The 22,899-nt window shown below is 71.0% G+C and carries 23 protein-coding genes; 17 read left to right on the plus strand and 6 right to left on the minus strand.

The window, feature by feature from the left end:
• Positions 1 to 62 precede the first annotated feature (62 nt).
• Genes K8612_RS12065 through K8612_RS12075 form a run of 3 tightly spaced genes read right to left on the minus strand, consistent with a single transcriptional unit; the run spans position 63 to position 3,355 of the window.
• A complete protein-coding gene (locus K8612_RS12065; RefSeq protein WP_223741394.1) occupies positions 63 to 1,388 on the minus strand; it encodes a DUF58 domain-containing protein in 1,326 nt (441 codons plus the stop codon).
• Positions 1,385 to 2,320 carry a MoxR family ATPase gene (locus K8612_RS12070; RefSeq protein ID WP_223762373.1) on the minus strand — a complete coding sequence of 312 codons (936 nt, stop codon included), beginning with the start codon at positions 2,318 to 2,320 and terminating at the stop codon, positions 1,385 to 1,387. The genes K8612_RS12065 and K8612_RS12070 overlap by 4 nt, the downstream gene beginning before the upstream one ends.
• 60 nt (positions 2,321 to 2,380) lie before the next feature.
• Positions 2,381 to 3,355, minus strand: a complete 975-nt coding sequence (locus K8612_RS12075) for a zinc ribbon domain-containing protein (protein ID WP_223741396.1) — start codon at positions 3,353 to 3,355, stop codon at positions 2,381 to 2,383.
• Positions 3,356 to 3,483: 128 nt separating this feature from the next.
• On the opposite strand from K8612_RS12075, the gene K8612_RS12080 reads away from it, so the two are divergent.
• Positions 3,484 to 5,538 (plus strand): peptidylprolyl isomerase, encoded by a 2,055-nt coding sequence (locus K8612_RS12080; protein WP_373692101.1) that lies wholly within the window; start codon positions 3,484 to 3,486, stop codon positions 5,536 to 5,538.
• An 18-nt stretch (positions 5,539 to 5,556) separates the two neighbouring features.
• Here K8612_RS12080 and K8612_RS12085 read toward each other — a convergent pair whose 3' ends face one another.
• Positions 5,557 to 6,678: an HD domain-containing phosphohydrolase gene (locus K8612_RS12085; protein ID WP_223741398.1), complete on the minus strand. Its 1,122-nt coding sequence runs from the start codon at positions 6,676 to 6,678 to the stop codon at positions 5,557 to 5,559.
• A 247-nt stretch (positions 6,679 to 6,925) separates the two neighbouring features.
• Between K8612_RS12085 and K8612_RS12090 the strand changes: the two genes are divergently transcribed.
• From K8612_RS12090 to K8612_RS12105, 4 genes are all read left to right on the plus strand, one after another.
• Positions 6,926 to 7,927: a dihydrodipicolinate reductase gene (locus K8612_RS12090; protein WP_223741399.1), complete on the plus strand. Its 1,002-nt coding sequence runs from the start codon at positions 6,926 to 6,928 to the stop codon at positions 7,925 to 7,927.
• 20 nt (positions 7,928 to 7,947) lie between these two features.
• Complete coding sequence (locus K8612_RS12095) at positions 7,948 to 8,397, plus strand: MaoC family dehydratase N-terminal domain-containing protein (protein ID WP_014397671.1); 450 nt, start codon at positions 7,948 to 7,950, stop codon at positions 8,395 to 8,397.
• The gene (locus K8612_RS12100; protein ID WP_223762375.1) at positions 8,397 to 9,098 is read left to right on the plus strand and encodes a MaoC family dehydratase; all 702 of its coding nucleotides are present in this window, start codon (positions 8,397 to 8,399) and stop codon (positions 9,096 to 9,098) included. Before K8612_RS12095 ends, K8612_RS12100 begins: the two co-directional genes overlap by 1 nt.
• Positions 9,099 to 9,296: 198 nt before the next feature.
• The gene (locus K8612_RS12105) at positions 9,297 to 11,141 is read left to right on the plus strand and encodes an acyl-CoA dehydrogenase (protein ID WP_223762376.1); all 1,845 of its coding nucleotides are present in this window, start codon (positions 9,297 to 9,299) and stop codon (positions 11,139 to 11,141) included.
• A gap of 60 nt (positions 11,142 to 11,201) precedes the next feature.
• On the opposite strand, the gene K8612_RS12110 is transcribed toward K8612_RS12105, so the two are convergent.
• The gene (locus tag K8612_RS12110) at positions 11,202 to 11,657 is read right to left on the minus strand and encodes a biopolymer transporter ExbD (RefSeq protein ID WP_014397668.1); all 456 of its coding nucleotides are present in this window, start codon (positions 11,655 to 11,657) and stop codon (positions 11,202 to 11,204) included.
• Between the two features lie 15 nt (positions 11,658 to 11,672).
• Positions 11,673 to 12,407 (minus strand): MotA/TolQ/ExbB proton channel family protein, encoded by a 735-nt coding sequence (locus tag K8612_RS12115; protein ID WP_223762377.1) that lies wholly within the window; start codon positions 12,405 to 12,407, stop codon positions 11,673 to 11,675.
• A gap of 42 nt (positions 12,408 to 12,449) precedes the next feature.
• On the opposite strand from K8612_RS12115, the gene K8612_RS12120 reads away from it, so the two are divergent.
• The 12 genes from K8612_RS12120 to K8612_RS12175 all read left to right on the plus strand — a co-directional run bounded on the left by K8612_RS12120 (position 12,450) and on the right by K8612_RS12175 (position 22,880).
• A complete protein-coding gene (locus tag K8612_RS12120; RefSeq protein WP_223762378.1) occupies positions 12,450 to 13,280 on the plus strand; it encodes a DUF4292 domain-containing protein in 831 nt (276 codons plus the stop codon).
• 59 nt (positions 13,281 to 13,339) lie between these two features.
• Positions 13,340 to 14,089 (plus strand): general secretion pathway protein GspE, encoded by a 750-nt coding sequence (locus tag K8612_RS12125; protein ID WP_223741404.1) that lies wholly within the window; start codon positions 13,340 to 13,342, stop codon positions 14,087 to 14,089.
• A gap of 9 nt (positions 14,090 to 14,098) precedes the next feature.
• A complete protein-coding gene (locus K8612_RS12130) occupies positions 14,099 to 15,106 on the plus strand; it encodes a general secretion pathway protein GspE (protein ID WP_223741405.1) in 1,008 nt (335 codons plus the stop codon).
• Entirely contained in the window at positions 15,103 to 16,134 is a 1,032-nt protein-coding gene (locus K8612_RS12135) for an ABC transporter ATP-binding protein (RefSeq protein WP_223762379.1), read from the plus strand. The genes K8612_RS12130 and K8612_RS12135 overlap by 4 nt, the downstream gene beginning before the upstream one ends.
• Positions 16,131 to 17,186, plus strand: coding sequence for an ABC transporter ATP-binding protein (locus K8612_RS12140; RefSeq protein WP_223762380.1), 1,056 nt, complete (start codon positions 16,131 to 16,133; stop codon positions 17,184 to 17,186). Before K8612_RS12135 ends, K8612_RS12140 begins: the two co-directional genes overlap by 4 nt.
• The gene (locus K8612_RS12145) at positions 17,155 to 17,562 is read left to right on the plus strand and encodes a DUF2085 domain-containing protein (RefSeq protein ID WP_223762381.1); all 408 of its coding nucleotides are present in this window, start codon (positions 17,155 to 17,157) and stop codon (positions 17,560 to 17,562) included. The genes K8612_RS12140 and K8612_RS12145 overlap by 32 nt, the downstream gene beginning before the upstream one ends.
• A 64-nt stretch (positions 17,563 to 17,626) precedes the next feature.
• Positions 17,627 to 18,274, plus strand: coding sequence for an RNA polymerase sigma factor (locus K8612_RS12150; protein WP_206793212.1), 648 nt, complete (start codon positions 17,627 to 17,629; stop codon positions 18,272 to 18,274).
• The gene (locus K8612_RS12155; protein ID WP_223762382.1) at positions 18,271 to 19,680 is read left to right on the plus strand and encodes a zf-HC2 domain-containing protein; all 1,410 of its coding nucleotides are present in this window, start codon (positions 18,271 to 18,273) and stop codon (positions 19,678 to 19,680) included. Before K8612_RS12150 ends, K8612_RS12155 begins: the two co-directional genes overlap by 4 nt.
• A gap of 60 nt (positions 19,681 to 19,740) precedes the next feature.
• Positions 19,741 to 20,001, plus strand: a complete 261-nt coding sequence (locus tag K8612_RS12160) for a hypothetical protein (RefSeq protein WP_120565599.1) — start codon at positions 19,741 to 19,743, stop codon at positions 19,999 to 20,001.
• 232 nt (positions 20,002 to 20,233) lie between these two features.
• Positions 20,234 to 21,052: a Flp pilus assembly protein CpaB gene (cpaB, locus tag K8612_RS12165; protein WP_120622540.1), complete on the plus strand. Its 819-nt coding sequence runs from the start codon at positions 20,234 to 20,236 to the stop codon at positions 21,050 to 21,052.
• A 78-nt stretch (positions 21,053 to 21,130) separates the two neighbouring features.
• On the plus strand, positions 21,131 to 21,976 hold the full coding sequence (locus K8612_RS12170; protein WP_223741410.1) for a type II secretion system F family protein: 846 nt from the start codon (positions 21,131 to 21,133) through the stop codon (positions 21,974 to 21,976).
• Positions 21,977 to 21,989: 13 nt separating this feature from the next.
• The gene (locus K8612_RS12175; RefSeq protein WP_223741411.1) at positions 21,990 to 22,880 is read left to right on the plus strand and encodes a type II secretion system F family protein; all 891 of its coding nucleotides are present in this window, start codon (positions 21,990 to 21,992) and stop codon (positions 22,878 to 22,880) included.
• Positions 22,881 to 22,899 lie beyond the last annotated feature (19 nt).

A 22,899-nucleotide genomic window follows, 5' to 3' on the forward strand; every position in this document is an offset into this window, starting at 1 on the left:
CGACGCATGCGCGCGCGAGCACTGGAATGTCTCAAAGGGCTTGACGAATGCGCCGTGAGCGCTCAGAGCCGCCCGCGCGCCTTCACGTCCAGGTACACGTTGAGTGCAGCGGCGCCGAAGCCGCGTGCCGGCGCGCGCACCACCAGGGCCCCCGCGTCGCGCAGCGTGGTGGCGGTGCGGCGGTACTCGGCCTCCATGCGGGAGGCGGCCTGCCGCGCGTAGGCGGACGTCGCGTCGCCGGGCACGTCCGTGGCGGCGGCCTCCAGGTCCTCGTCCAGCAGCGACGCGACGACGGGCAGGTGCCGGGGGCGCAGGGCCAGCGTGCGCGTGAGGAGCGCGGAGGACGCGTCCGGATCCACCAGGTCGGTGAAGAGCACCACCAGCGCGCGGCGCGTCTGGCGGGCGAAGGCGAAGTCGAACGCGCGGCCGTAGTCGCTCTCCTCCAGGCCGGCCTCCGCGCGGTAGAGGGACTCGGTGATGAGGCGCAGGTGCTCCGCGCCCTTGCGCGGGGGCAGGAAGGCGCGCACGTCGCTGGCGAACGCGAGCACGCCCACCACGTCGCCCGCGTCCAGGCTCACGCGCGCCAGCCGCAGCGCCGCGTCCACCGCGTGGTCCAGCTTCCTTCGCCCCTGCACCCGGCCCGCCATGTGACGGCCGCAGTCCAGGAGCAGCAGCACGGGCTGGTTGCGCTCCGGCTGCCACGTGCGCACCAGCGTGTGGCCGTGGCGCGCGGAGGACTTCCAGTCGATGTGGCGGTAGTCGTCGCCGGGGCGGTACTCGCGCAGCGATTCGAACTCGCGGCCCTCCACGGACTTGCGCGGCAGCGTGCGCGCGGACACGGCCTCCGACGCGCGCGCCAGCGTCAGCGCCTCGCGCGACAGGGCGCGCAGGTCCGGATACACCTTCACGTCCTGGCCCGCGGGCAGCCGCACCTGCCGTGAGCACAGGCCCAGCGGCCCCATCAGCCGCAGGTTCACGTCGCCGAAGCGCGCGTCGCCCCGGGAGAGCGGGTGCACGCGGTATGTCAGCCGCGTGGCGTCGTGGGGCTCCAGCGTGAAGGGCTGACGGTGGCCATGGCTCTCCACGTCCAGGGGCGGCTCGTCTCGCAGCTCGCCGCGCACGGGCCCGTCCGCGCGCGAGCGCAGCTCCCAGCGCACGGTGTTGTCCACGCCGGAGGAGAGGATGGGCTCCACCTCGCGGCGCGCGTCGACGTCACGGGCCTGCGGCGCGCGCAGGAAGTCCACCGCGCACAGGAGCAGGACGGCCACGTCCACCGCGAGCGCCAGCCACCCGAAGGCGGGGCTCGCCACCGCGAGCGCGGCGGGCACGAGCGCCCCGGCGAACAGCGCCACGGCGAGGCCGCTGGGGACGGGGCGCCCTGGGCTCACCGGGGCACTCGCACCCGTTCGAGCAACTGCTTCAGCACGTCGTCCGCGGTGACGCCCTCCACCTCCGCCTCGGCCTTGAGGAGGAGCCGGTGGTTGAGGACGCTGGGCGTCACGGCCTTCACGTCGTCCGGGGTGACGAAGTCGGTGCCCCGGAGCGCCGCGTGCGCCTTGGCCGCCGCGAGCAGGGCCTGGGCGGCGCGGGGGCTCGCGCCCAGCCGCACGCGGGGGTGGGCGCGGGTGTCGCGCACGAGCTGCACCACGTACTGGAGGATGGAGTCGTCGCACGCGACGCGCGCCGCGCGGTCCTGCAGCTCCGTCAGCGTCCCCGCGTCCAGCACGCGGGACACGCCGGGCGGGCGGCCCTCGCGCTGATGGAAGGCGCGCAGGAGCGACGTTTCGGCGTCGCCGTCCGGGTAGCCCACGCGCACGCGCATGAGGAAGCGGTCCAACTGCGCCTCGGGGAGGGGATAGGTGCCCTCCAGCTCCAGCGGGTTCTGCGTGGCCACGACGAAGAAGTGGGGCGGCAGCGCGTGGGTGACGCCGTCGATGGTGACCTGCCGCTCCTCCATGGCCTCCAGGAGCGCCGCCTGCGTCTTGGGCGGCGTGCGGTTGATCTCATCCGCGACCAGGACCTCCGTGAAGACGGGGCCCTTCATCAGGCGGAAGGACTGCGACTGCGGCTGGAAGACGTTGGTGCCCAGGATGTCCGCGGGCATCAGGTCCGGGGTGAACTGCACGCGGGAGAAGGACAGGCCCAGCGCCCCCGCCATGCTGCGCGCGGTGAGCGTCTTGGCGACCCCGGGCACGCCCTCCAGCAGCACGTGACCGCGCGCGAGGAAGGCCGTCACCAGGTCGGCCAGCACGCGGGGCTGACCCACGACGGCCGAGCCCAGCGCGTCGAGGAGGCGGGAGAGGGGCGTGGCGTCGGACATGGTGGCGGGCGACGGTAGCCCGCCTCACGTCCGGCGCGGCAGCGAAAAACCGGTGGGGGCCTACTCCTGGCGCTTCAGCCCCATCAGGCTGCCCAAAACCGCGATGACGCCGCCGAGGATGCCCAGGAAACAGCCGATGCTCGGCGACGAGTTCATCATCTCCGAGTTGCCGAGCGGCGACGGCACGAGCGTGGTGTCCGAGGACAGCTTCAGGAACACCAGCGACCAGACGAGGGTCACCACGCTGCAGACCATCTGCGCGCCCCACGGCAGCATGGGGTTCACCCAGGTCATCACCTGACGCGCCCGCAGGCCCACGAAGACCATGGTCGCCACGGCGAAGAGGAAGGAGATGAACCCCAGGCTGATGAGGCCCAGGAAGTCGCCGTCCGCCGCCGTCTCCTTCCACGGCATGAAGCAGGAGAGCACCACCAGCGTCGCGCCCCAGAACGCGATGCGGTCTCCGCCCTCCAACTCGCGCAGGAACGAGCGCGCGTCGTCCAGCAGGACCTCCGGATCGTCGATGGGCGAGCGCGGCGACTCCAGCTCACGCGCCTCGCGGGACCAGGGATCCGCCACCGCGTCGCCCACGTCGTCCTCGTCCTCCTGGACGGGGGCGGGAGCCGGGGCGCGGCGGGCCGGCGCGCGAGCGGCCTTGGCGGCGCCACCGGCCCGGGCGGGAGCGGCGCGCTGGGCCTTCTCCCGGGCGATGTCGTCCATGCTCCGCACGTTGGTGGCGTCATCGCTCGGCGGCGGCGCGGCGGGGCGGGCGCCCGTCCTGGCGCGGGCCGGGGCGGGGCGTGCACGGGGCTCCGGAGCGGCGCGGGCCGGAGGGGGCCGCGAGCGCGGCGGAGGACGGACGCCGGTGCTCTCGTCATCGCCGCCGGAGTTCCCCTCATCCCCGGTTCCCCCAAGGAAGGACTCGTCGATGATGTGGTCGCAGTGGGGGCAGATGGCGGTGTCTTCCGCGACCTTGCGATTGCAGCCTGGGCAGTTCAGGGCCGGTGCTCCGGGAGGGGGGAAACGGCCCGGCATCTTCCCGGCCCCGGCGCGCGGCTGTCAAACCCGTTCAGCGCCATAACCCCTGGATTTTCGCGGGGAATTGACCTAGCCCCTCGGGCATGGCCCGCCTGCCCGCCGCAGTGTCCGCCGGAGTCCTCCTCGTGAGCGCCTGTGTCCGCTCGGTGCCGACGCCCGACGTGCCTCCGCCCCCGGTCGAGCCCTCGAAGGTCATCGCCCAGATTCAGGACTGGGAGGACCGCCGGTCGCTGGGAGGCGGTGAGCTGCCGCGGCTCGCCACCTCCGCGCCGGAAGCGGCCGTGCGCGTGCGTGCGCTCCGGGCCCTGGCGCGCATCCAGGACGTGGAGACGCTGGAGGCCGTCCTCGTCGGGCTGACGGCGCCGCGCAATGCCGTGCGCGACGAGGCCGCCTTCGCGGCGGGTGAGCTGGCGCAGTCGTGGGAGCCGCTCCCGGAGGCCGCACGGACGGCGCTCACGGAAGCGCTGGTGCGCGCCGAGGCCTCGGAAGCCTACGCCCGGGTGCACAACACGCTGCTGGTGTCCCTGGGCAAGCTGGCCACGCCTGGCGCCGTGGAGGTGCTGACGGCCCGGCTGTCTCCGGCCAATGGCCCCTGGGCCGCGGCCGCGGCGACGGCGTTGGGCGTGGCTGCGCGCAAGGCCGGACCCGCGGTCGTGGCGAACGTCCCCCTGGAGACCATCCGCGCGCTGCTGGATCCCCGCTTGCGGAGCGAGGTGAACGTCGCCGGGGCGTACCTCCTGGCGGCGTCGAAGCGGCTGGACGGCGTGGATGCGCTCCGCTCCTGCATGGCCAGTTCGATACCGGATGTGATGGCCCCGTGCGTGAAGAGCCTGGGCGACCTGGGCAGCCCGCGGGACGCGCTGGCGCTGAACCTGATGTCGGGCGAAGCCACGTCCCGCGCGTCGGCGGAGGTGGCGCGTGCGCTGGCGAAGCTCGCCGCGAAGTGCGAGGCCGGCTCGCCCTGTGAGCCGCTGAGCGCACTGGAAGGCCAGGCGCACCTGGCGAAGCAGGTGGCGGAGGGGAAGGCGGCGAAAGGCCACGTGTTGCTGGCGGTGGCGCAGCAGGGCCTTCCGCTCCAGGGCCGGCCGGTGCTGTCGCGCCTGAGGCGTGCGCTGGCGGAAGCCGACCTCGCCGCCGTGTCCGAGGAGGCCCACGCGGACCTCGCCTGGCTGGACTGCCGTTTCGCGGCGGCCATGGACCGGCAGCAGGGCGCGCTGGAGCAGGTGCGCCAGTGCGGCTACGGCCGCGTCCCCGAGGCCCGATGGCTCGCGCTGGGACTGCACGAGGTGGCGCAGTCCAAGGGACAGCCCGCTGGAGCCGCGTTCGCGGTGCCCTACCTGGACCACGTCAGCCCCATCGTGCGCGGCGCCGCGCTGGACGCGCTCTCCGAACGCCCGGTGCCCGAAGCGATGGCGCCCATCCGCGCGCTCATCGGCGGAGGGGACGCGGTGGTGGCGGGGCTGGCCGCGTCCGCCGCCGGCAAGCTGAAGGACGCCGAGGCCCTGACCGCGGTGCAGGCCCTGGCCGACCGCGTCCCCAAGGAGCCGGATCTGGCGGAGGCGGTGGCCGGCGCGCTCGTCGCGTTGCAGGGGCAGGCCGCGGAGCCCCGCCTGCGCGAATGGCTGAACCACCCGCACGCGAACGTGCGCCGGGTCGCGGCCGAGTCCCTCACGGCGCTCACGGGCGCTCCCGTCCGCTCCGCCCGCGTGGAGCTGCCTCCGGAGACGTACCGCCCGCCGGCCGCGTCCCCCGGGACGACGCTCACGCTGCGCACGCGCAAGGGCGACATCAAGGTCCTTTTGGATCCGGAAGCGCCGCTCACGGGCGGCAACCTGGCGGCGCTCGCGAAGCAGGGCTACTTCCGGGGCGTCACCTTCCACCGCGTGGTGCCGGACTTCGTCGCGCAGGGCGGAGACCCGCGCGGAGACGGGGAGGGTGGCCCCGGGTACTCCATCCGCTGCGAGATGACGCGCCGGCCGTATGCGCGGGGCACCGTGGGGATGGCGCTGTCGGGCAAGGACACCGGCGGCAGCCAGTTCTTCTTCACCCACTCGCCGCAGCCGCACCTGGACGGCCGCTACACGGCCTTCGGCGAGGTCGTCCAGGGCATGGACGTGGTGGACGCGTTGCTGGAGGGCACGGTCATCGACGACGTCATCGTCGGCACGCGCGCCCCCTGAGGCGAAGGCCCTCGCGCGTCAGGCCCCGGCGGCGCGCGCGGGCATGGGCTGGCCGTTCGCGTCGAGCTTCGCGCCCGTCCAGCGGTGGCTCTCCGCCTCCTCCATCATCTCCACCTCGCGGCGGATGCGGGCCCACTCCGTCTCCGGCAGGCCGAGGAACGCCTCCGCGAGCATCGGGTCGAACTGCGTGCCCGAGCAGCGGCGGACCTCGTCGCGCGCCACGCTCATGGGGCGCCCCTTGCGGTAGGGCCGGTCGGACGTGATGGCGTCCAGCGTGTCCACGAGGCAGAAGATGCGCGCCCCGATGACGATCTCCTCGCCCTGGAGCCCCAGCGGGTAGCCCTTGCCGTCCCAGCGCTCCTGGTGCTGCAGGACGATGAGCGCCGCCTCGTGCAGGTAGGGCATCTTCGCCAGCATCCGGTAGCCGAACTCCGGGTGCAGCTTCATCTCCACCCACTCGTCCGGCGTGAGCGGCCCGGGCTTGAGCAGGATGGAGTCCCGCACGCCGATCTTCCCGATGTCGTGCAGGAGCGCGCCCTGCTCCACCACGTCCAGCGCCGGCCCGGTGAGGCCGATCTCCTGCGCCAGCCGCCGCGCGTACAGCGACACCCGCCGCGAGTGCCACTGCGTCTCCGTGTCCCGGTAGTCCAGCGCGCTGATGAGCCCGTCCAGCAGCCCCGTGGTGCGCTCGATGACCCGGCGCTCCAGCCCCTCGTTGATGGACAGGAGCTCCGCGTTCTTCTCCGCCACCTCGCGCGTCAGCCGCTCGTTGGCCGCCACCAGCCGGTGGTGCTCGATGGCCTGCCGCACGCTGCTGGTCAGCTCGCTCAGCGCCCACGGCTTGCCCAGCAGCCGGAAGACCTCGCCCCGGTTCACCGCCTCCGACGCCGTCTTGAAGTCCGCCGCCGCCGTCAGCATCAGCCGCACCGCGCGGGGGTTCTTCTCCCGCAGCGCCGACAACAGCTCGATGCCGTTGAGGTACGGCATCATGAAGTCCGTCAGCACGACGTCGAAGCCCTGCTCCCGCGCCGCCACCACCGGGTCGCTGTGCGTCACGACCTCGTAACCCTCCGCCTGGAGGATCCGGGACAGCGCGGCGAGGATGAGCACGTCGTCGTCCACCACGAGGATTCGGGCCATGGGCTGATACGCTCCGAGCGAGTGGGCTGCGTTTTTTCTCAGAGTCTTATAGCCGGTCCGCAGACGGGCAAACAGGCCCCCCCAAGCTTTCCAGTGCCGCTAAACTGCCGGAATTCTTGAGGTTTCCCCGAAACAGGCGGTCGCCGGATTCCACGTCCTGCTTGCCTGCCCGAGGAGCCGTGTTCTATGGTGGCCTCCTACCCGACGTAAATGGCTGTAACCCCTTGGAATTCGGGAGCAATCTCCGATGGCTAGAGCCCCTGAAGGGCCGGTGCCGGTGGTGGTGATGGGGCTGGGGTTCATCGGGCAGGAAATTGCCAGGGCCGCCCTGTCGTCCCCCGAAGTGGAGCTGATGGGCGCGGTGGACTCGCAGGCCTCCCTGGTGGGTCGTCCCCTGGGCGACGTGCTGGGGCTGGCCGGTCCGCGCTTCAAGGTCGCGGACTCGCTGGAGCGCGCCGTGGGGCGCCGCAAGGGCGTGGTGGTGCTGCACGCCACCAGCTCCCGGCTGTCCCAGGTGATGGATCAGCTCCTGGACGCGCTGAAGCTGGGCCTGCCGGTGGCCAGCACCTGCGAGGAGCTGGCGTTCCCGCACCTCAAGTACCCGGAGCTGGCGGACAAGCTGGAGCGCGCCGCGCAGAAGGCGGGCGTCGCCATCGTGGGCACGGGCGTGAACCCGGGCTTCGTGCTGGACCGCCTGGTGGCCACCGCCGGTCAGGTGTGCGGCCCCGTGCGCAAGGTGCTGGCCAGCCGGGTGGTGGACGCCCGCACGCGCCGTGAGGCCCTGCAGCGCAAGGTGGGCGCGGGCCTGACGGAGGAGGAGTTCTTCGACCTGGTGGACCGCGAGGAGCTGGGCCACGTGGGGCTGGTGGAGTCCGCGGCGATGGCGGCGGTGGGGCTGGGGCTGGACTGCGACGACTTCGAGGAGGAGGTCGCGCCCGTGTTCGCCGAGGAGGACATCACCGGCGGCGCATTTGTCGTGAAGAAAGGCCGCGTCGCGGGCATGTTCCAATCCGTGGTGGGTTTGGAGGAGGGGCAGGAGCGGGTCCGCCTGGAGCTGACCATCGCGATGGGGGCGGACAACCCACGGGATCGCATCGAGATCGACGCGGATCCCAAGCTGGTGCTGGAGATACCGGGGGGAGTGGCGGGTGACCGGGCCACCGCGAACGCGCTGGTGAATGCCGCGCCACGTTTGACGGCCGCGGAGGCCGGGCTCCTGACGGTGCTCGAGCTTCCGGCAGGCCGCTGAAGACTCATCAGGAGAGGGAAATGCTGGATAAGAACGCGATTGGCCGCGCCTCGCCGCCGACGCTCAACGAGGTGGAGAAGGGCGCCATCCGGCGCTTCGCCGAGGCAATCGGCGACTACAATCCCATCTACTACGACGAGGAGTACGCCCGCGCGTCGGGCTACCCCACCATCGTCGCGCCTCCCACGTTTCCCGCGTCGTTCCATTCCGCCGCGGACCTCCGGGAGCTGTTGGGGGTGGGCATCAAGAGCCTGCTGCACGCCGAGCAGGGCTTCGACTACGAGCGGCCCATCTTCGCGGGGGACCGCATCTACGTGTCCACCCGCGTGTCGGACGTCTTCGAGCGGCCGGGCATGTCCGGCAAGATGGACATCGCGGTCATCGAGGACGAAGGCCGGGACGAAGAGGGCAACCTCGTCTTCCGCGCCCGCCGGACCCTCGTGGTGCGTGCCGCCAAGGAGAACGCCTGATGCCCGCGCGCAAGCTCTACTTCGAATCCATCCGCGTCGGTGACGAGCTGCCGGCGCTGGCCAAGGCCCCGGTGGACCGCGTCCAGTTGTCGCGCTACGCGGGCGCCTCCGGCGACTACAACCCCGTGCACGTGGACGAGCTCTACGCCAAGAGCGTGGGCATGCCGTCCGTCTACGCCCCCGGCATGCTCGTCATGGGCATGTTGGGCCAGCTCATCAGCGACTGGGCCCGGGGCGGCCAGCTCCGGCGCTACAACGTCCGCTTCATCAAGATGGTGTGGCCGGGCGACACCGTGGTCTGCAAGGGCCGCGTGAGCGACCGCCACGGCTCCGGCGGCCGCTACTTCGTCGAAATCGACCTCTGGGCGGAGAACCAGAAGGGCGAGCTCGTCATGAAGGGCGGCTCGCAGATCCAGCTCTTCTACTCGCTGGAGGACGAGAACCGGCAGCGCTCCGGCCAGTCCCCCATCGTGGTGGAGGTGCCGCGCGAGAGCCTGGTCGTCCCGGCGCCCGCCGCCCCGGAGGCCACGAGCGCCCAGGCGCCCGCCGCCCCGGAGCGCGACCGGGACGAGGACGACGAGGACGATGACGAGGAGACGGGCGAGCCCCGCTCCGGCGCCTCGTCCAAGAAGACCGCCCCCCGGGAGAAGCCCGCCGCGAAGACAGCGTCCCTCCCGGCCGCGAAGAAGGCCAGGAAGTAGGCCTTCCAGGGGCGTCCCAAGGCGAATTCCCGCGTTCGAGAAGGGCGGCTTCGACCGCTCGTCAACGCGGGGTGTCATCTTGGGTTGACTCAAAAATCAGTCGACGCCACACTTCCTGCGTCACATGGGCCGCTGACCCTTACTTTTTCCCGCCCTGCGGGAAGCAGGCAGGCAGCGAGCCCCTACGCAGGAGTGGCCATGTCCGCGGGCATCAACACCTACAAGACCGACCTTCGAGAGATCTTCTTCACGCTGTTCGAGCAGTTCGGCTTCGGCCAGGTGGCGGGCACGGCCCCCTATGACGCCTGGGGCCCGGACGAGGCGAAGGCGGTCCTCACGGAGACGTACCGCTTCGCGCGCGAGGTGCTGGGGCCCCTCAACTCGGTGGGTGACCGGGAGGGCTGCCGGGTGGAGAACGGCTCGGTCTTCACGCCCAAGGGCTTCAAGGACGCGTGGGGCAAGCTCTACGAGCAGGGCTTCAAGACGGTGGCGGTGAGCCCCGACCACGGCGGCCAGGGCGCGCCGATGATGCTCCAGGTGACGGTGGAGGAGATCCTCTCCGGCGCCAACACGGCCTTCAACATGTACCCGGGCCTGGCGTTCGGCGCGGCGGAGGTCATCGCCGAGTGTGGCACCCCCGCGCAGCAGAAGCAGTTCGTGGAGCGCATGCTCAACGGCACGTGGGGCGGCACCATGTGCCTCACCGAGCCGCACGCCGGCTCCGACGTGGGCGCGGCCAAGTCCACCGCGAAGCGCAACGCGGACGGCACCTACAGCATCAAGGGCACGAAGATCTTCATCTCCGGCGGCGACCATGACATGGCCGGGAACATCATCCACCTGGTGCTCGCGCGCATCGACGGCGCGCCGGTAGGCACCAAGGGCCTGTCGCTGTTCATCGTCCCCAAGCTGCGCATCAACGCGGACGGCTCCTCCGGCCAGTCCAACGACGTCACCGTGGCGTCCATCGAGCACAAGATGGGCATCAACGGCTCGGCCACGTGTGTCCTCAACTTCGGTGAGAACGACGGCTGTCTGGGCGAGCTCGTGGGCACGGTCGAGCACGTGGGCATGAGCCAGATGTTCAAGATGATGAACGGCGCGCGCATCGCCGTGGGCATCCAGGGCGTGAGCCTGGCGTCGGCCGCGTACTACAACGCGCTCGACTACGCGAAGGACCGCAAGCAGGGCTCCCACTTCACCAAGTGGAAGGACCCGTCCGCGCCGCGCGCCGCCATCATCGAGCACCCGGACGTGCGCCGCATGCTGCTGGACATCAAGGCGCACGTGGAGGGCATCCGCGCGCTGGTCATCAAGCTGGCCATGCACCTGGACAAGGCGAAGCAGCTCGCGGGCAAGGACGACGACGCGGCCACCTACCACAAGGGCCAGGTGGAGGTGCTGACGCCGCTGGTGAAGTCCTACGGCTCCGACCAGGCCTTCCGCCTCTGCGCGCAGGCCATCCAGGTGTACGGCGGCGCCGGCTACATCCAGGACTACCCGGTGGAGCAGTACACGCGCGACTCGAAGATCTTCTCCATCTACGAGGGCACCAACCACATCCAGGCCATGGACCTGGTGGGCCGCAAGATGGGCCAGGCGGGCGGCGCGCACTTCCAGCAGTTCATGGGCGACGTGGGCAGCTTCGTGGAAGCGCACCGCGAGCACCCGGTGCTGGGCGAGGCCGTGAAGACGCTGGCCGGCGCGCAGGAAGGCCTGATGTCCAGCGCGATGGCGCTGTTCGGCTGGTCGCAGGACGCGGGCCGCTTCCCGCTCATCCCCCTGTCCGCCAACCGCTTCCTCAACATGATGTCGGAGGTCGCCGTGGGCTGGCTGCTCCTGGACGCGGCCGTCATCGCGGAGAAGGCCGCCGCCAACGTGGCCGCCGACCACCCGGACAAGGCGTTCTACGAGGGCAAGAAGTTCAGCGCCCTGTGGTACGCGCGCAACGTGCTGCCCAACGTGGAGTACGCCGCGCGCCTCATCGCCACCGAGGACACCTCCCCGATGGACATCACCGACGCGGCGTTCGGCGGCGTCTGAGGCACCTGAAGTCCTGAAGTGAAGAAGGCCCTCCGGCACATGCGCCGGGGGGCCTTTTGCTTAGTTGCCTTCGCGCACGCCGATGGCGAGCTGCGCGAGGCCGGCCTTCTTCGCCAGCTCCATCACCTGCACCACGGTGCCGTGGGGGACGCCTTCGTCCGCCTGGACGATCACCACGGTGTCGGGGTTCTGGTTCTTCGCGGCGTCGAAGGCCTGCTTCAGCTCGGCCTCGGCGACGACGTTGCCCGCGAGAACGAAGCGGCCGTCCGCCAGCACCGCCACGGACAGGTCCGTGGTGCGCGCGGTGACGTCCGCGGCGCCGCCCTTGGGCAGGTTCACCTTGAGGCCCGCCTTCGCGCCGCCGCCCGGTCCCTGCTGGGTGATGACCGAGCTGGTCACCATGAAGATGATGAGCAGCACGAGCATCACGTCCGTCAGCGGCGTGATGTTGATCTCCGCGAAGCCCGCGCCCTCCACCTCGTCGTCGCCCGAGCCGGGCGTCTTTCCCATGGCCATGGTGGGCGTGTCTCCTTACGAGGCGGGCTGCGGATCCGGGCGGGCTGCGGATCCGGGCGGGGTGCTCTCGCGCGGGGGCGGCGTGGCCTCCGGCAGCGGGCCGCCGGCGGAGCGCTCCTTGAGGACCTCCGCGAACTCGTCGCCCAACAGGCGCAGCTCCACCAGCACGCGGGACAGCCGGGCCTGGAAGTAGTTGTAGAAGACCATCGCCTGCACGGCGACGAGGATGCCCACGGCGGTGGCGACGAGCGCCTCGGAGATGCCCGTCATCACGGCCGCGGAGCCGCCGGTGCCGCCGGCCTCCACGTCCACGCCCAGGTCCTTGAAGGAGCGCATGATGCCGGCCACGGTGCCGAAGAGGCCCACGAAGGGCGTCGTCGAACCGATGGTGGCGAGCAGCCACAGGTTGCGCCGCAGCTTCAAGCCCACCTGGGCGCGCTCGCGCTCCACGGCGGACTCAATGCCGTTGCCGCCGCTGGAGCGGGAGCGCTCCCAGCGATCGAACCCGGCGAGGAAGATGTCGGCCGCCACGGCGTCGGAGCGCTCGGCGGCGGTGCGGGCGGCGGCCACGTCCCCCCGGAGGAGGTGCTTCTGGACGATCTCCCCCAGGTTGCGGGAGCGCTCGCTCACGCCCCAGAGGGCGATGAGCCGCTCGATGGCCACGCCCAGGGCCACCACGGAGGCGCCCAGGAGGAGGGCGAGGGTGACGCCGCCCAGGCGAAGGTAATGAAGTAGATCGTTCAGGCTCATGATGGATGACCGGGCAGGCGGCCCTGGCTCACACTAGGACATATGAACCGCGCAGCCGCCGCAATCTTCCTGGCCCTCCTCTGTTCGGCCTGCCCCAAACGTCTCGAGTTCGGTCCGGAGGGCCGCATCGAGGACGCCCAGACGCTCTACCAGCACGTGCGCGAGCGGCAGGCGAAGGTGGTGAACCTGGAGGGCGACGCCAAGCTCCACGTGGACTCCCCGCAGGGCAGCGGCACGCTCTCCACCTATCTCTCCATCACCCGCCCGGCCCTCATCCACCTGGAGACGTACGACTTCTTCAACCGCCCGGTGGCCTCGCTCGTCTCCGACGGTGAGCGCTTCGGCATCTACCAGGCGCGGGAGAACACGTACCTCCAGGGCCCCGCGAGCGCGGAGAACGTGTCCCGCTTCCTGCCCGTCGTCCTGCCGAGCGAGGAGCTGGTGGCCGTGATGCTGGGCCAGGTCCCCCTCCTGCCGCCGGAGTCCATGACCCTGGAGCTGGACGAGAAGGAGCGGGTCTACGTGCTCAATCTCCAGCGGGGGCCGGCGACACAGACACTGCGCGTGGACCCCAAGCACCTGCGCGTGGTGAAGAGCGAGGTCCGGGGCGTGCCGGGCTACGACCTGGCGTTCGAGGACTTCCAGCAGCGGGGCGACCAGTTCTTCCCGGACAAGGTGCACCTCATCGCCGCCTCGGCGGACACGAAGCTGGACCTGAAGTACACGGACATCCGCCTCAACGGCCGCCCGGACCTGACGCTCTATGAAATGGGCGCGCCCGAGGGGGCGAAGGTGGTGGACGTCGACGCGCGGGGCCAGGAGGTCCGCCCGGAAGGGGCGGTGTCGCAGCCGCCCCCTGCGCCGGGTTCCTGAGCTTCCAGGCGTCGAAAGGCAGCGTCCCGGCGCAAACCGGGTACTATGGCGCGCACGACATGGCACAGATCAAGCTTGGAGAACTGCTGATCAAGGCGAACGTCCTGCAGGAGAGCCAGCTCAAGGCGGCGCTCGCCGAGCAGGCCAAGTGGGGCGGGAAGCTGGGCGAGATCCTCGTCCGGATGAACCTCGTCTCCGAGGACATCCTCGTGCGCGCCCTGTCGAAACAGTTGGGCATGCCGGCGGTGAACCTGGACTCCGTGCAGATGGTTCCGCCGCACGTGAAGGCCAAGATTCCGGCGCAGACGGCGCGCGACTTCTCCGTGGTGCCGCTGCAACTGCGCGACGACGGCAAGACGCTGGTCGTCGCCATGTCGGATCCGCTCAACGTGCGCGTCCTGGACGAGCTGCGCGCCCTGTCCAAGTGCCGCATCGTGGCCAACGTGGCCGGGCGCACCTCCGTGGCGCGGGCGTTCGCGCGCCTCTACGAGGAGACGGCGGAGCTGGAGGACGCGGACACCAACTTCAAGGTGGTGGACGCCCAAGGGCGCACCGTCGTGAAGAACCTCAAGGACCTGGACCCGGCCGCCGCCGTCGCCATGTCCCCCAAGCCCGCCGCCGCTCCGCCGCCCCGCCAGGCCCCCCCGCCGGAGGCGCCGCGCGCGGCCTCGGGCAGCCCCGCGGAGCTGCTCAAGAGCGTGGAGGAGGTCCAGCGCAAGGAGGTCGCGGCGCTGAAGGCCATGGTGGAGCTGCTCATCGAGAAGGGCGTTTTCTCCCGCGAGGAATACCTCGCCAAGGTCAAGCGGTAGCCCCCGGCCATGCGCAAGAAGATTGGTGAACTCCTCGTCCAGGCCGGAGTGGTGACGGACGAGCAGGTGAAGCAGGCCCTCGCGTCCGGACGGCGCGGACAGGGCCGCAAGCTGGGTGAGGTGCTGGTGTCCATGGGCCTGTGCACGGGCCGGGACATCGCGCGGGCGCTGGCGGCGCAGCACGAGCTGCCGTTCGTGGAGATCCCCGAGTACATCCCGCATGCGGTGTCCTCGCTGGTGTCCATGGACTTCCAGACCGAGCACCGGGTGCTCCTCTTCGCGGCGGAGCAGGACGGCCGCAGCGAGAAGATCCACGTCGCGGTGGAGGACCCGGGCAACCTGATGCTGGTGGACGAGCTGCGCTTCCAGCTTCGCAAGCCGCTGAAGGTGTTCGTCGCCGCGCCGGATGACCTGGAGCAGGCGTTGTCGCGCGGCCGGGGCGAGCCCCTGGACATCGTGGAGGCTGAACCGATGGACATGGACGAGGACGATTCGCCGGACATCCTGACGTCTCCGCCGCCCCCGCCCGCCGCCGCGCGCGCGCCCACGCCGCCGCGTCCGCCCGCGCCGGCGCTGGACTGGGACCTGCCGCCGCCGCCGCCCAACGAGTCGGGCGTGGACGGCGCGGAGGTGCTGGAGGACATCCTGGGCTCCACGCCCCGTCCCAAGGTCCCCAAGGCCCCGCGTCCGCCGCCCCCGCCCGCCGCGGCCCGTCCGCCGCCGCCTCCGCCCCCCGCGGAGCCGGAGGACCCGAGCAAGCCGCGCGTCCCGGTGGTGCTCTTCGGCGGCGCCGCGCAGGGCGTGAAGCCGTCCGTGGCGCTCACGCCCAAGCCGGACTTCTCCGAGGAGGACCTGGCGGTGCTGGACGACATCGACCGCATCTCGCGCGGCGAAGAGGCCAGCCTGGACACGGAGAAGGTGAAGCCCGCGCGCATGGTCGCGAGCCTCATCCGCCTGCTCATCCGCAAGGGGCTCATCCAGGAGGCGGAGTTCCTGGAGGAGCTGGCCCAGAAGTGACCGGCGCCGCGCCGTCCCCCGGGGCCTCCGCCGTTGCCCCGCTCCTGGACGTGCGGGGGCTCGTCACCCAGTTGTCGCTCCCCCGCGGCACGGTGCGCGCGGTGGACGGGGTGTCCTTCTCCGTTCCCCCCGGCGGCACGCTGGGGGTGGTGGGGGAGAGCGGCTGCGGCAAGAGCCTCACGGCGCTGTCGGTGATGCGGCTGGTCCCCCAGCCGCCCGGCCGCGTGGTGGGCGGCGAGGTGCGCTTCCGGGGCGAGGACCTGCTGGCCCTCCCGGAGAAGCAGATGCGGCGCGTGCGCGGCCGGCACGTGGCCATGGTCTTCCAGGAGCCCATGACGTCGCTCAACCCGGTGTTCACCGTGGGCGAGCAGATTGGCGAGGGCGTCCGGCTGCACCTGGGCGCCACGAAGGCCCAGGCGCGTGAGCGCGCGGTGGAGATGCTCCGGCAGGTGGGCATCCCGGCGCCCGGCGAGCGCGTGGACGCGTACCCGCACCAGCTCTCCGGCGGCATGCGCCAGCGCGTGATGATCGCCATGGCGCTCGCGTGCGATCCGGCGCTGCTCATCGCGGACGAGCCCACCACGGCGCTGGACGTCACCATCCAGGCCCAGATTCTCGAACTGCTCAAGCGCCTGCAGGCCGAGCGCAACATGGCGGTGATGCTCATCACCCACGACCTGGGCGTGGTGGCGGGGAGCTGCGACGCGGTGGTGGTGATGTACGCGGGCCGCATCGTGGAGCAGGCCCCGGTGCGCGAGCTGTTCGCGCGGCCCGCGCACCCGTACACGGCGGGCCTGTTGCGCTCCATCCCGTCGCTGCACGACGCGGGCGCGGCGGTGGAGGGCGGACGTCAGCGCCTGAAGGCCATTCCCGGCATGGTGCCGTCGCTCACCGCGCTGCCGTCCGGGTGCGCGTTCCGCGACCGCTGCGACCGCGCCACGGAGCTGTGCGCCCGCGTCACGCCCGCGCTGGAGCCGAAGCGCGGAGGCCAGTCCGCCGCCTGCCATCATCCGGTGCCCGCGCCATGAGCGAGCCGCTGGTCCAGGTGCGCGACCTGAAGGTGCACTTCCCGGTGAAGGGCGGCCTGCTGGGCCGCACGCGCGGCACGGTGCGCGCGGTGGACGGCGTGTCCTTCGACGTCGCCCGGGGCGAGACGCTGGGCCTGGTGGGGGAGAGCGGCTGCGGCAAGAGCACCCTGGGGCGCGCGGTGCTGCGCCTCATCGACCCGACCTCCGGCTCCATCCGCGTGGCCGGGCGTGAGCTGACCGGCCTGTCGCAGCGCGAGCTGCGTCCGCTGCGCCGCCAGATGCAGCTCGTCTTCCAGGACCCGTACGCGTCGCTCAACCCGCGCATGACGGTGGGGGACATCCTCGCGGAGCCCTTCGCCATCCACGGCCTGGCGAAGGGCAAGGCGCGCGAGGACGAGGTGCTGGCGCTGCTCGACGCCATGGGGCTGCCCCGCGAGGCGCGCCAGCGCTACCCGCACGAGTTCTCCGGCGGCCAGCGTCAACGCATCGGCATTGCACGTGCCATCGCGTTGCGTCCGGACCTGGTGGTGGCGGACGAGCCCATCAGCGCGCTGGACGTCTCCATCCAGGCGCAGATCGTCAACCTGCTGGTGGACCTGCAGCGCGAGCGCGGGCTCACCTACGTCTTCATCGCGCACGACCTGAAGATCGTCGAGTACGTGTCCACGCGCGTGGCGGTGATGTACCTGGGCCGCATCGTGGAGGTGGCGCCGTCGCGGGCGCTGTATGCCGGGCCTCGCCACCCGTACACGCAGGCCCTGCTGTCCGCGGTGCCGGTGCCGGATCCGGAGCGCCCCGGCACGCGCCTGCTGCTGCCGGGAGAGCCGCCTTCGCCCCTGTCGCCGCCGTCCGGTTGCGCGTTCCACCCGCGCTGCCCGCATGCGATGGAGCGCTGCCGCCGCGAGTCACCGCCGCTGTATCCCCTGGGCGGTGGCCACGCCGCGGCGTGCTTCCTGGCCGAAGGGGATTCGCGCGACGTACAGGACGGGCCCGCTGTTTCCGCGTCCGGAGGAGGTGCCGGTGTTCTGGCTCAGCCATCATCACGCGGATGAGTACAACCGCACGTACGTGCTCGCGGGCGTGCGCGTGTGCGCGCGGTGCCTGGGCACGTACCCGGTGCTCGCGGGCGTGTTCCTCGCGTTGTTCGCGCTGAAGGCGCCGCTGCGGTGGGAGTGGGACGTGCCCGGGGTGCTGGCCCTCACGCTGCCCGCGCTCGTGGACTGGGCGGTGGGACGCTTCCGGCCCGCTTCGGGTTCCAACGCGGTGCGCACGCTGACGGGCGTCCTGCTGGGAGTGGGGCTCGGCCGCTCGCTGTACGTGCATGTGCAGCGCCCGCTGCCGGCGGTGCTGCTGGCGCAGGCACTTCTGGTGACAGGGGTGGCGGTCCCTGTCATTCTCGCCACTTACCGGCGGCCACGGCCGGAATAGACCTTTCGCGCACGGCTGTCCGTTACAGGCCGTGGGCGGTGAAGGGGATGGCACCCGTGGCTTCATGGGCACTGGGGGAAGTTTGGCACCCGAAACCTCAGACGAGCAGTTGATGCTCGCCTTCCAGGCGGGAAACGCGCGTGCGTTCGAAGCGTTGGTGCGCAAGCACCGCGCGCCGGTGTTCAACTTCATCCTGCGCTTCGTGGGCCACCGGGCGCGGGCGGAGGACGTGCTGCAGGAGACCTGGCTCAAGGTGGTCCGCAGCGCCCGGGAATACGAGCCCAAGGCCCGGTTCACGACCTGGCTGTACACCATCGCGAGGAACCTCTGCGTGGACAGCACGCGCAAAGAGAGCTACCGCCAGGCGACGTCCCTGGAAGCCCCCTCGGCGGGTGCCGACGGCGACGAGGGACGTCCGCTGGGCGAGGGGCTGCCGGACGCCGGGGCCAGCCCGGAGCGCGGCGCGCACAACGCCCGCCTCCGGCCCCTGCTGGAGCGGGCCCTGTCGGCCCTGCCGGAGGAGCAGCGCGAGGTGTTCGTGCTGCGCGAGTACAGCGGCATCCCGTTCAAGGAGATCGCCGAGGTGACGGGCGTGTCCGAGAACACGGTGAAGAGCCGCATGCGCTACGCGCTGGAGGGACTGCGCCGCCGCCTGGGTGAGCTGGGCGTGGACGGCGACCTGTCGGAGGATGGAAGGACGGTGGCGGGATGAATGCCCAGAATGCCCACGCGCACGAGGACCGGCTCCTCGACTTCGCCTACGGCGAGCTCCCCGCGTCGGAGGCCCACGCGCTGGAGCAGCACGTCCAGGGCTGCGCGCGCTGCACGAAGGCGCTGGCGGACATCCGCGGCGTGCGCACCACCATGGCGCAGTTGTCCTCGGAGCCCGCGCCGGACGCGGGCCTGGAGTCGCTGCTCGCGTACGCGCAGCAGTCCGCGCGCCGCGCCGCCGCCGGCCCCGAGCCGAAGCCCTCGCGCTGGCGCCGCTTCCTCTTGCCCGCGGTGGGCCTGGCCACGGTGGGCACCTTCGGCCTCCTGACGTTGACGGTGCGCGAGAACCTCGACCTGTCGCCGAACCTGTCACAGCGGGCCGCCCCCAGCGCGGCGATGGAGGCGGCGAAGGTCGCCCCCGTCGCCCCGGCCCCCGCGCCGTCGAGCGCGCCCCTCGAAGAGGACGCACCCGAGGGCGGCTCGGAGGCCCTGGCGGCCGCGCCGGGCGCGATGGAGCTCAACCGCAATCAGATGGAGACCAAGGCCCAGCGCAAGGGCACCGCCGCGGCCCGCCCGTCGGACTGGATGAACGCGGGCAGCGGGGGCGCGCTGCTGGAGCGCCGCGCGGACGCGGAGGCTCCGAAGAAGAAGGTGGCCAAGGCCGTCCGGGACGCGGACGGCGAGTTCGCCGCGCTCGAGCCGCCTCCGGCCGCGCTGGAGGCGCCGTCGAAGGAAGCGGAGGCCCATGACAGCTTCCTCGCGAAGGACGAGCCCGCGCGGGGGCGCGCCTCGGCCAAGGTCAGCGACAAGGCGCTGGCCACGAAGGGCGACTCCCTGCGGTTGGGTGAGGCGGCCTATGGCCGTGGGCTCGTCTCGGATGACGCCGAGGACACGTCCGCGAGCGCGCCTCCGCCGCCGCCTCCTCCCGTTGCCTCCGCGCCCGTGGTCCAGGCCGTGCCCATGGCCCCCGCCAGCGTGGGCTCCCTCGGCGGTGCGTCGCCGCCGTCCACGCGCGCTCCCGCCGCGCCCAAGGAGGAGTCCGCCCGGGCCGAGGCCGCGAAGCCCGCTCCCATGGAGAAGTCCGCGTCCCAGGAGGCGATGACGGCGCGCGACCTGTCCGCCCAGGCCCAGGCCGCCGCGAACCAGGGTGACCGCGCCCGGGAGGCACGGCTGCTGCGCGCCGCGCTCGCGGCCGGAGCCAGCGGCAGCGAGCGGCTGGCCCTGCTCTCACGGCTCTGCGAGTCCGAGTCCGTCCAGGGCCGGACCCGGGAGGCCGCCGCCGTCTGCGGGCAGATCATCAAGGAGGCCCCCGGCTCCAGCGCGGCGCAGCTCGCCCAGCGCCGCCTGCGTCAGGCCTCGCCCCCCACGGCGCCGGCCAAGGCCGCTCCTTCCCAGCCCGCGCAGTAGGGAAGGGCGGCAGTCCACATGACCGATGCGGCCGGGGCCCGGGTCCTGGATAATGGGGACATGACGTCGGACGTGCACGCTCCCCCCGTGAACAGCCCCCGGAAGTCGCCGCCGCGCTCCCCGCGCCGGGCCCGCCGTGGCCAGGCCATGGTGGAGTACTCGATGATCAACTGGGTGTTGATCGTCGGGCTCGTCATCGGCGCCACGGTGAAGATCCGCTGGACGGACGACCGGCAGACCAACGTCATCGACCTGTTCCTCGAGGCGTATCAGATTTATTACGACTCGTTTTACTTCGTGCTGAACCTGCCGTTCCCCTGAGGGACGCCAGGGCCGCGGATCAACCCGCTGCGTCGAGCCGTCCTCCCCCTGGGCGGGCAGGCTCCGTGAGCGCTGGAGGTCCCGGGATTCCGCTTTGTCACGAGAGGTGGTTTTGACACCCGATGTGGGGCATGGCTAACATCTTGCTCCGTTCGCGCCCTGGCATCGCCCCCTCGTCCAAAGCAGTCCTGCCGCCACGACGGCGCCCCACCGTTCTGGAGGACCTTGAACCATGTTGAAGGGTAAGACCCCGCTCGTCGTCGCACTGGTGCTCGGTTTGCTCGCGGGCATCGTGGCCTACTCGGCCATCAAGAAGAAGGAATCGGATGTGCGCCGCGGGTGGAACCTGGTGCCCGTGGTGGTGGCGGGCCAGGACATGCCCGAGGGTTCGGTCATCACGTACGAGATGATCTCCCAGCGCTCCGTGCCGGAGCAGTTCGTCACCTCGTCGGTGGTGAAGCCGGACTCCGCCAACTACATCGTGAACCAGAAGGTGCTGGTGGCGCTGCAGGCCGGCGACCCCATCCTCTGGAGCCAGTTCGAGACGACGAAGGCCGCCGAGCGCCTGTCCACGAAGGTGCAGAAGAAGGCGCGCGCCATCACCATCGAGGCGAAGCAGACCACGTCCGTGGGCGGGTGGATCCGCCCCAACGATCACGTGGACATCATCGGCACGTTCCGCGATCCGCAGACGGACGAGAGCGTCGCGGTGACGCTGCTGCAGAACATCATCGTGGTCGCCACGGGCAAGATCACCGGCACCACGAACATCAACCTCATCCCGGAGAACCAGCGCGAGTACTCCAACGTCTCGTTGATGGTGCTGCCGGAAGAGGCGGAGATCCTGGTGCTGGCGGCGGAGCTGGGGCAGTTGACCCTGTCCCTGCGCAACGAGGACGACGTGGACCTCATCGAGGAGCGTGGCCGCGCGACCATCAGCACGCTGCTCTCCGGTGAGCGCACCCGCGTGCTGGAGCAGAAGCGCCGGGAGATCATCCAGATCATCAAGGGCAGTGGCGGCGGCGAGAAGGCCTCGGCCGGAGCTCCGTAGTCGTCGCGCGCGGGGCCGCTTCGCCAACGCTGAAGCGGCCCTGCCGACCCCTCCCTCATCCCCCGGGGATTCGCGCCCATGCTCGCAGGTATCGTCCTCCTTCTCGTCACCGGCTCGGTGTTCTTCTTCAGCCTGGTGATCTTCAGCGTCCTGTCGAAGGCGTATGAGCAGTACCAGGAGCGCTACGTCGCCAAGTCGATGAACGACTTGAGCGACATGTTCCTCTTCATCGACGCGCGGCAGATGTTGATCCTCAACATCGCCTGCATGTGCCTTCTGGGCATCCTCAGCTACATCATCTTCAACCCCATCCTGGCGGTGCTCGCGACCATCTTCGGCTTCTTCCTGCCGATGCTGCTCGTGAAGCACTACCGCAAGCGCCGCATCAAGAAGTTCAACGTGCAGTTGGTGGACGCGCTGCAGGCCATGGCCAACGCGTTCAAGGCGGGCCTCACGTTCCCGCAGGCCATCGAGCACGTGGCGCGCGAGGCGCTGCCGCCCCTGTCCCAGGAGTTCGGCCTCTTCGTGAAGGAAGTGAAGCTGGGCGTGCCGCTGGAGGAGGCGCTCATCAACATGGGCCGCCGCGTGGGCAGCGACGACCTGGAGCTGGTGGTGGTGTCCACCAACATCGCGCGCCAGTTGGGGGGCAACATGGCGGAGATGTTCGAGACCATCTCCACGGTGATCCGCGAGCGCTTCCGTCTGGAAGGCAAGATCGACGCGCTGACGTCCCAGGGCAAGCTTCAAGGCTGGATCGTGGCGGCCATGCCGGCGGTGCTGGGCATGGTGCTCAACTACATGCGTCCGGACCTGATGGAGCCGATGATGAACCACATCTTCGGCTACATCCTGGTGACCCTGATCGCCATCATGGAGATCATGGGCATCCTCATCATCCGGCGCATCGTCAACATCGACATCTGAAGCGAGGCGCACCGTGCAGGAAGTCCTGACATTTCTGCTGATGGGCGGCTCGGCACTGCTGACCGCGGGCGCGGTGGCGTTCCTGGGCATTGGCCTGTACACCAACCTCCTGGAGCGCTTCCTCACGGAAGTCCGCGACGAGTCCGCGGGCGGCATGAAGGGCGCGGGCTCCGTCGCCATCCGCAAGCTGGGCGCGATGAACCGGCGCTTCATGTGGCCGGGCTACGAGTCCAAGACGCGCCGCAAGCTGATCAAGGCGGGCGAGCCGTCCCAGTACAAGCCCGAGGACATCATGGCGCTGCAGGAGGTGAGCGCCTTCCTGGGCCTGCTGGTGGGCCTGTTCGTCGCCAACGGCATCGGGGCGAACCTGGCGTGGTCGCTGCTGGTGATGCTGCTGGGCCTGTTCTATCCGCTCATCTGGTTGAACGACCAGGTGAAGCGCCGTCACCTGGCCATCAGCCGCGCGCTTCCGTACAACCTGGACCTGCTGACGCTGTCGGTGGAAGCGGGCATGGACTTCACGGGCGCGCTGGCGAAGGTGGTGGAGAAGGGCCGCCAGGGGCCGCTGCGCGAGGAGCTGCAGTTGGTGCTCAAGCAGCTCAAGATGGGCAAGACGCGTGAAGAGGCGCTCAAGGGCATGATCGTGCGCGTGGACCTGCCGTCGCTGACGACGTTCGTCACGGCGCTGATCCAGGCGGACAAGATGGGCACGAGCCTGGGCAAGGTGCTGCGCATCCAGTCCACGCAGATGCGCATCGACCGCACGCAGCGCGCGGAGAAGCTGGCGGGCGAGGCACCGGTGAAGATGCTCTTCCCGCTCATCGCGTGCATCTTCCCGACGGTGTTCATGGTGCTCTTCGGGCCCATCGTGTTCCAGTTCATGTTCGGCAACGTCGGGGGCTAGTCCTCTGCCCATCCTGCTC

Source organism: Corallococcus sp. AS-1-6 (assembly GCF_020037015.1).
Classification (GTDB): Bacteria; Myxococcota; Myxococcia; order Myxococcales; family Myxococcaceae; genus Corallococcus.

Bases quoted from the DNA above. Each gene is read 5' to 3' on its own strand.
- K8612_RS12070 (WP_223762373.1), bottom strand. From the start codon at position 2,320: ATGTCCGACGCCACGCCCCTCTCCCGCCTCCTCGACGCGCTGGGCTCG.
- K8612_RS12075 (WP_223741396.1), bottom strand. From the start codon at position 3,355: ATGCCGGGCCGTTTCCCCCCTCCCGGAGCACCGGCCCTGAACTGCCCA.
- K8612_RS12085 (WP_223741398.1), bottom strand. From the start codon at position 6,678: ATGGCCCGAATCCTCGTGGTGGACGACGACGTGCTCATCCTCGCCGCG.
- K8612_RS12090 (WP_223741399.1), top strand. From the start codon at position 6,926: ATGGCTAGAGCCCCTGAAGGGCCGGTGCCGGTGGTGGTGATGGGGCTG.
- K8612_RS12095 (WP_014397671.1), top strand. From the start codon at position 7,948: ATGCTGGATAAGAACGCGATTGGCCGCGCCTCGCCGCCGACGCTCAAC.
- K8612_RS12100 (WP_223762375.1), top strand. From the start codon at position 8,397: ATGCCCGCGCGCAAGCTCTACTTCGAATCCATCCGCGTCGGTGACGAG.
- K8612_RS12105 (WP_223762376.1), top strand. From the start codon at position 9,297: ATGTCCGCGGGCATCAACACCTACAAGACCGACCTTCGAGAGATCTTC.
- K8612_RS12110 (WP_014397668.1), bottom strand. From the start codon at position 11,657: ATGGCCATGGGAAAGACGCCCGGCTCGGGCGACGACGAGGTGGAGGGC.
- K8612_RS12115 (WP_223762377.1), bottom strand. From the start codon at position 12,407: ATGAGCCTGAACGATCTACTTCATTACCTTCGCCTGGGCGGCGTCACC.
- K8612_RS12120 (WP_223762378.1), top strand. From the start codon at position 12,450: ATGAACCGCGCAGCCGCCGCAATCTTCCTGGCCCTCCTCTGTTCGGCC.
- K8612_RS12125 (WP_223741404.1), top strand. From the start codon at position 13,340: ATGGCACAGATCAAGCTTGGAGAACTGCTGATCAAGGCGAACGTCCTG.
- K8612_RS12130 (WP_223741405.1), top strand. From the start codon at position 14,099: ATGCGCAAGAAGATTGGTGAACTCCTCGTCCAGGCCGGAGTGGTGACG.
- K8612_RS12140 (WP_223762380.1), top strand. From the start codon at position 16,131: ATGAGCGAGCCGCTGGTCCAGGTGCGCGACCTGAAGGTGCACTTCCCG.
- K8612_RS12150 (WP_206793212.1), top strand. From the start codon at position 17,627: ATGGGCACTGGGGGAAGTTTGGCACCCGAAACCTCAGACGAGCAGTTG.
- K8612_RS12155 (WP_223762382.1), top strand. From the start codon at position 18,271: ATGAATGCCCAGAATGCCCACGCGCACGAGGACCGGCTCCTCGACTTC.
- K8612_RS12160 (WP_120565599.1), top strand. From the start codon at position 19,741: ATGACGTCGGACGTGCACGCTCCCCCCGTGAACAGCCCCCGGAAGTCG.
- cpaB (WP_120622540.1), top strand. From the start codon at position 20,234: ATGTTGAAGGGTAAGACCCCGCTCGTCGTCGCACTGGTGCTCGGTTTG.
- K8612_RS12170 (WP_223741410.1), top strand. From the start codon at position 21,131: ATGCTCGCAGGTATCGTCCTCCTTCTCGTCACCGGCTCGGTGTTCTTC.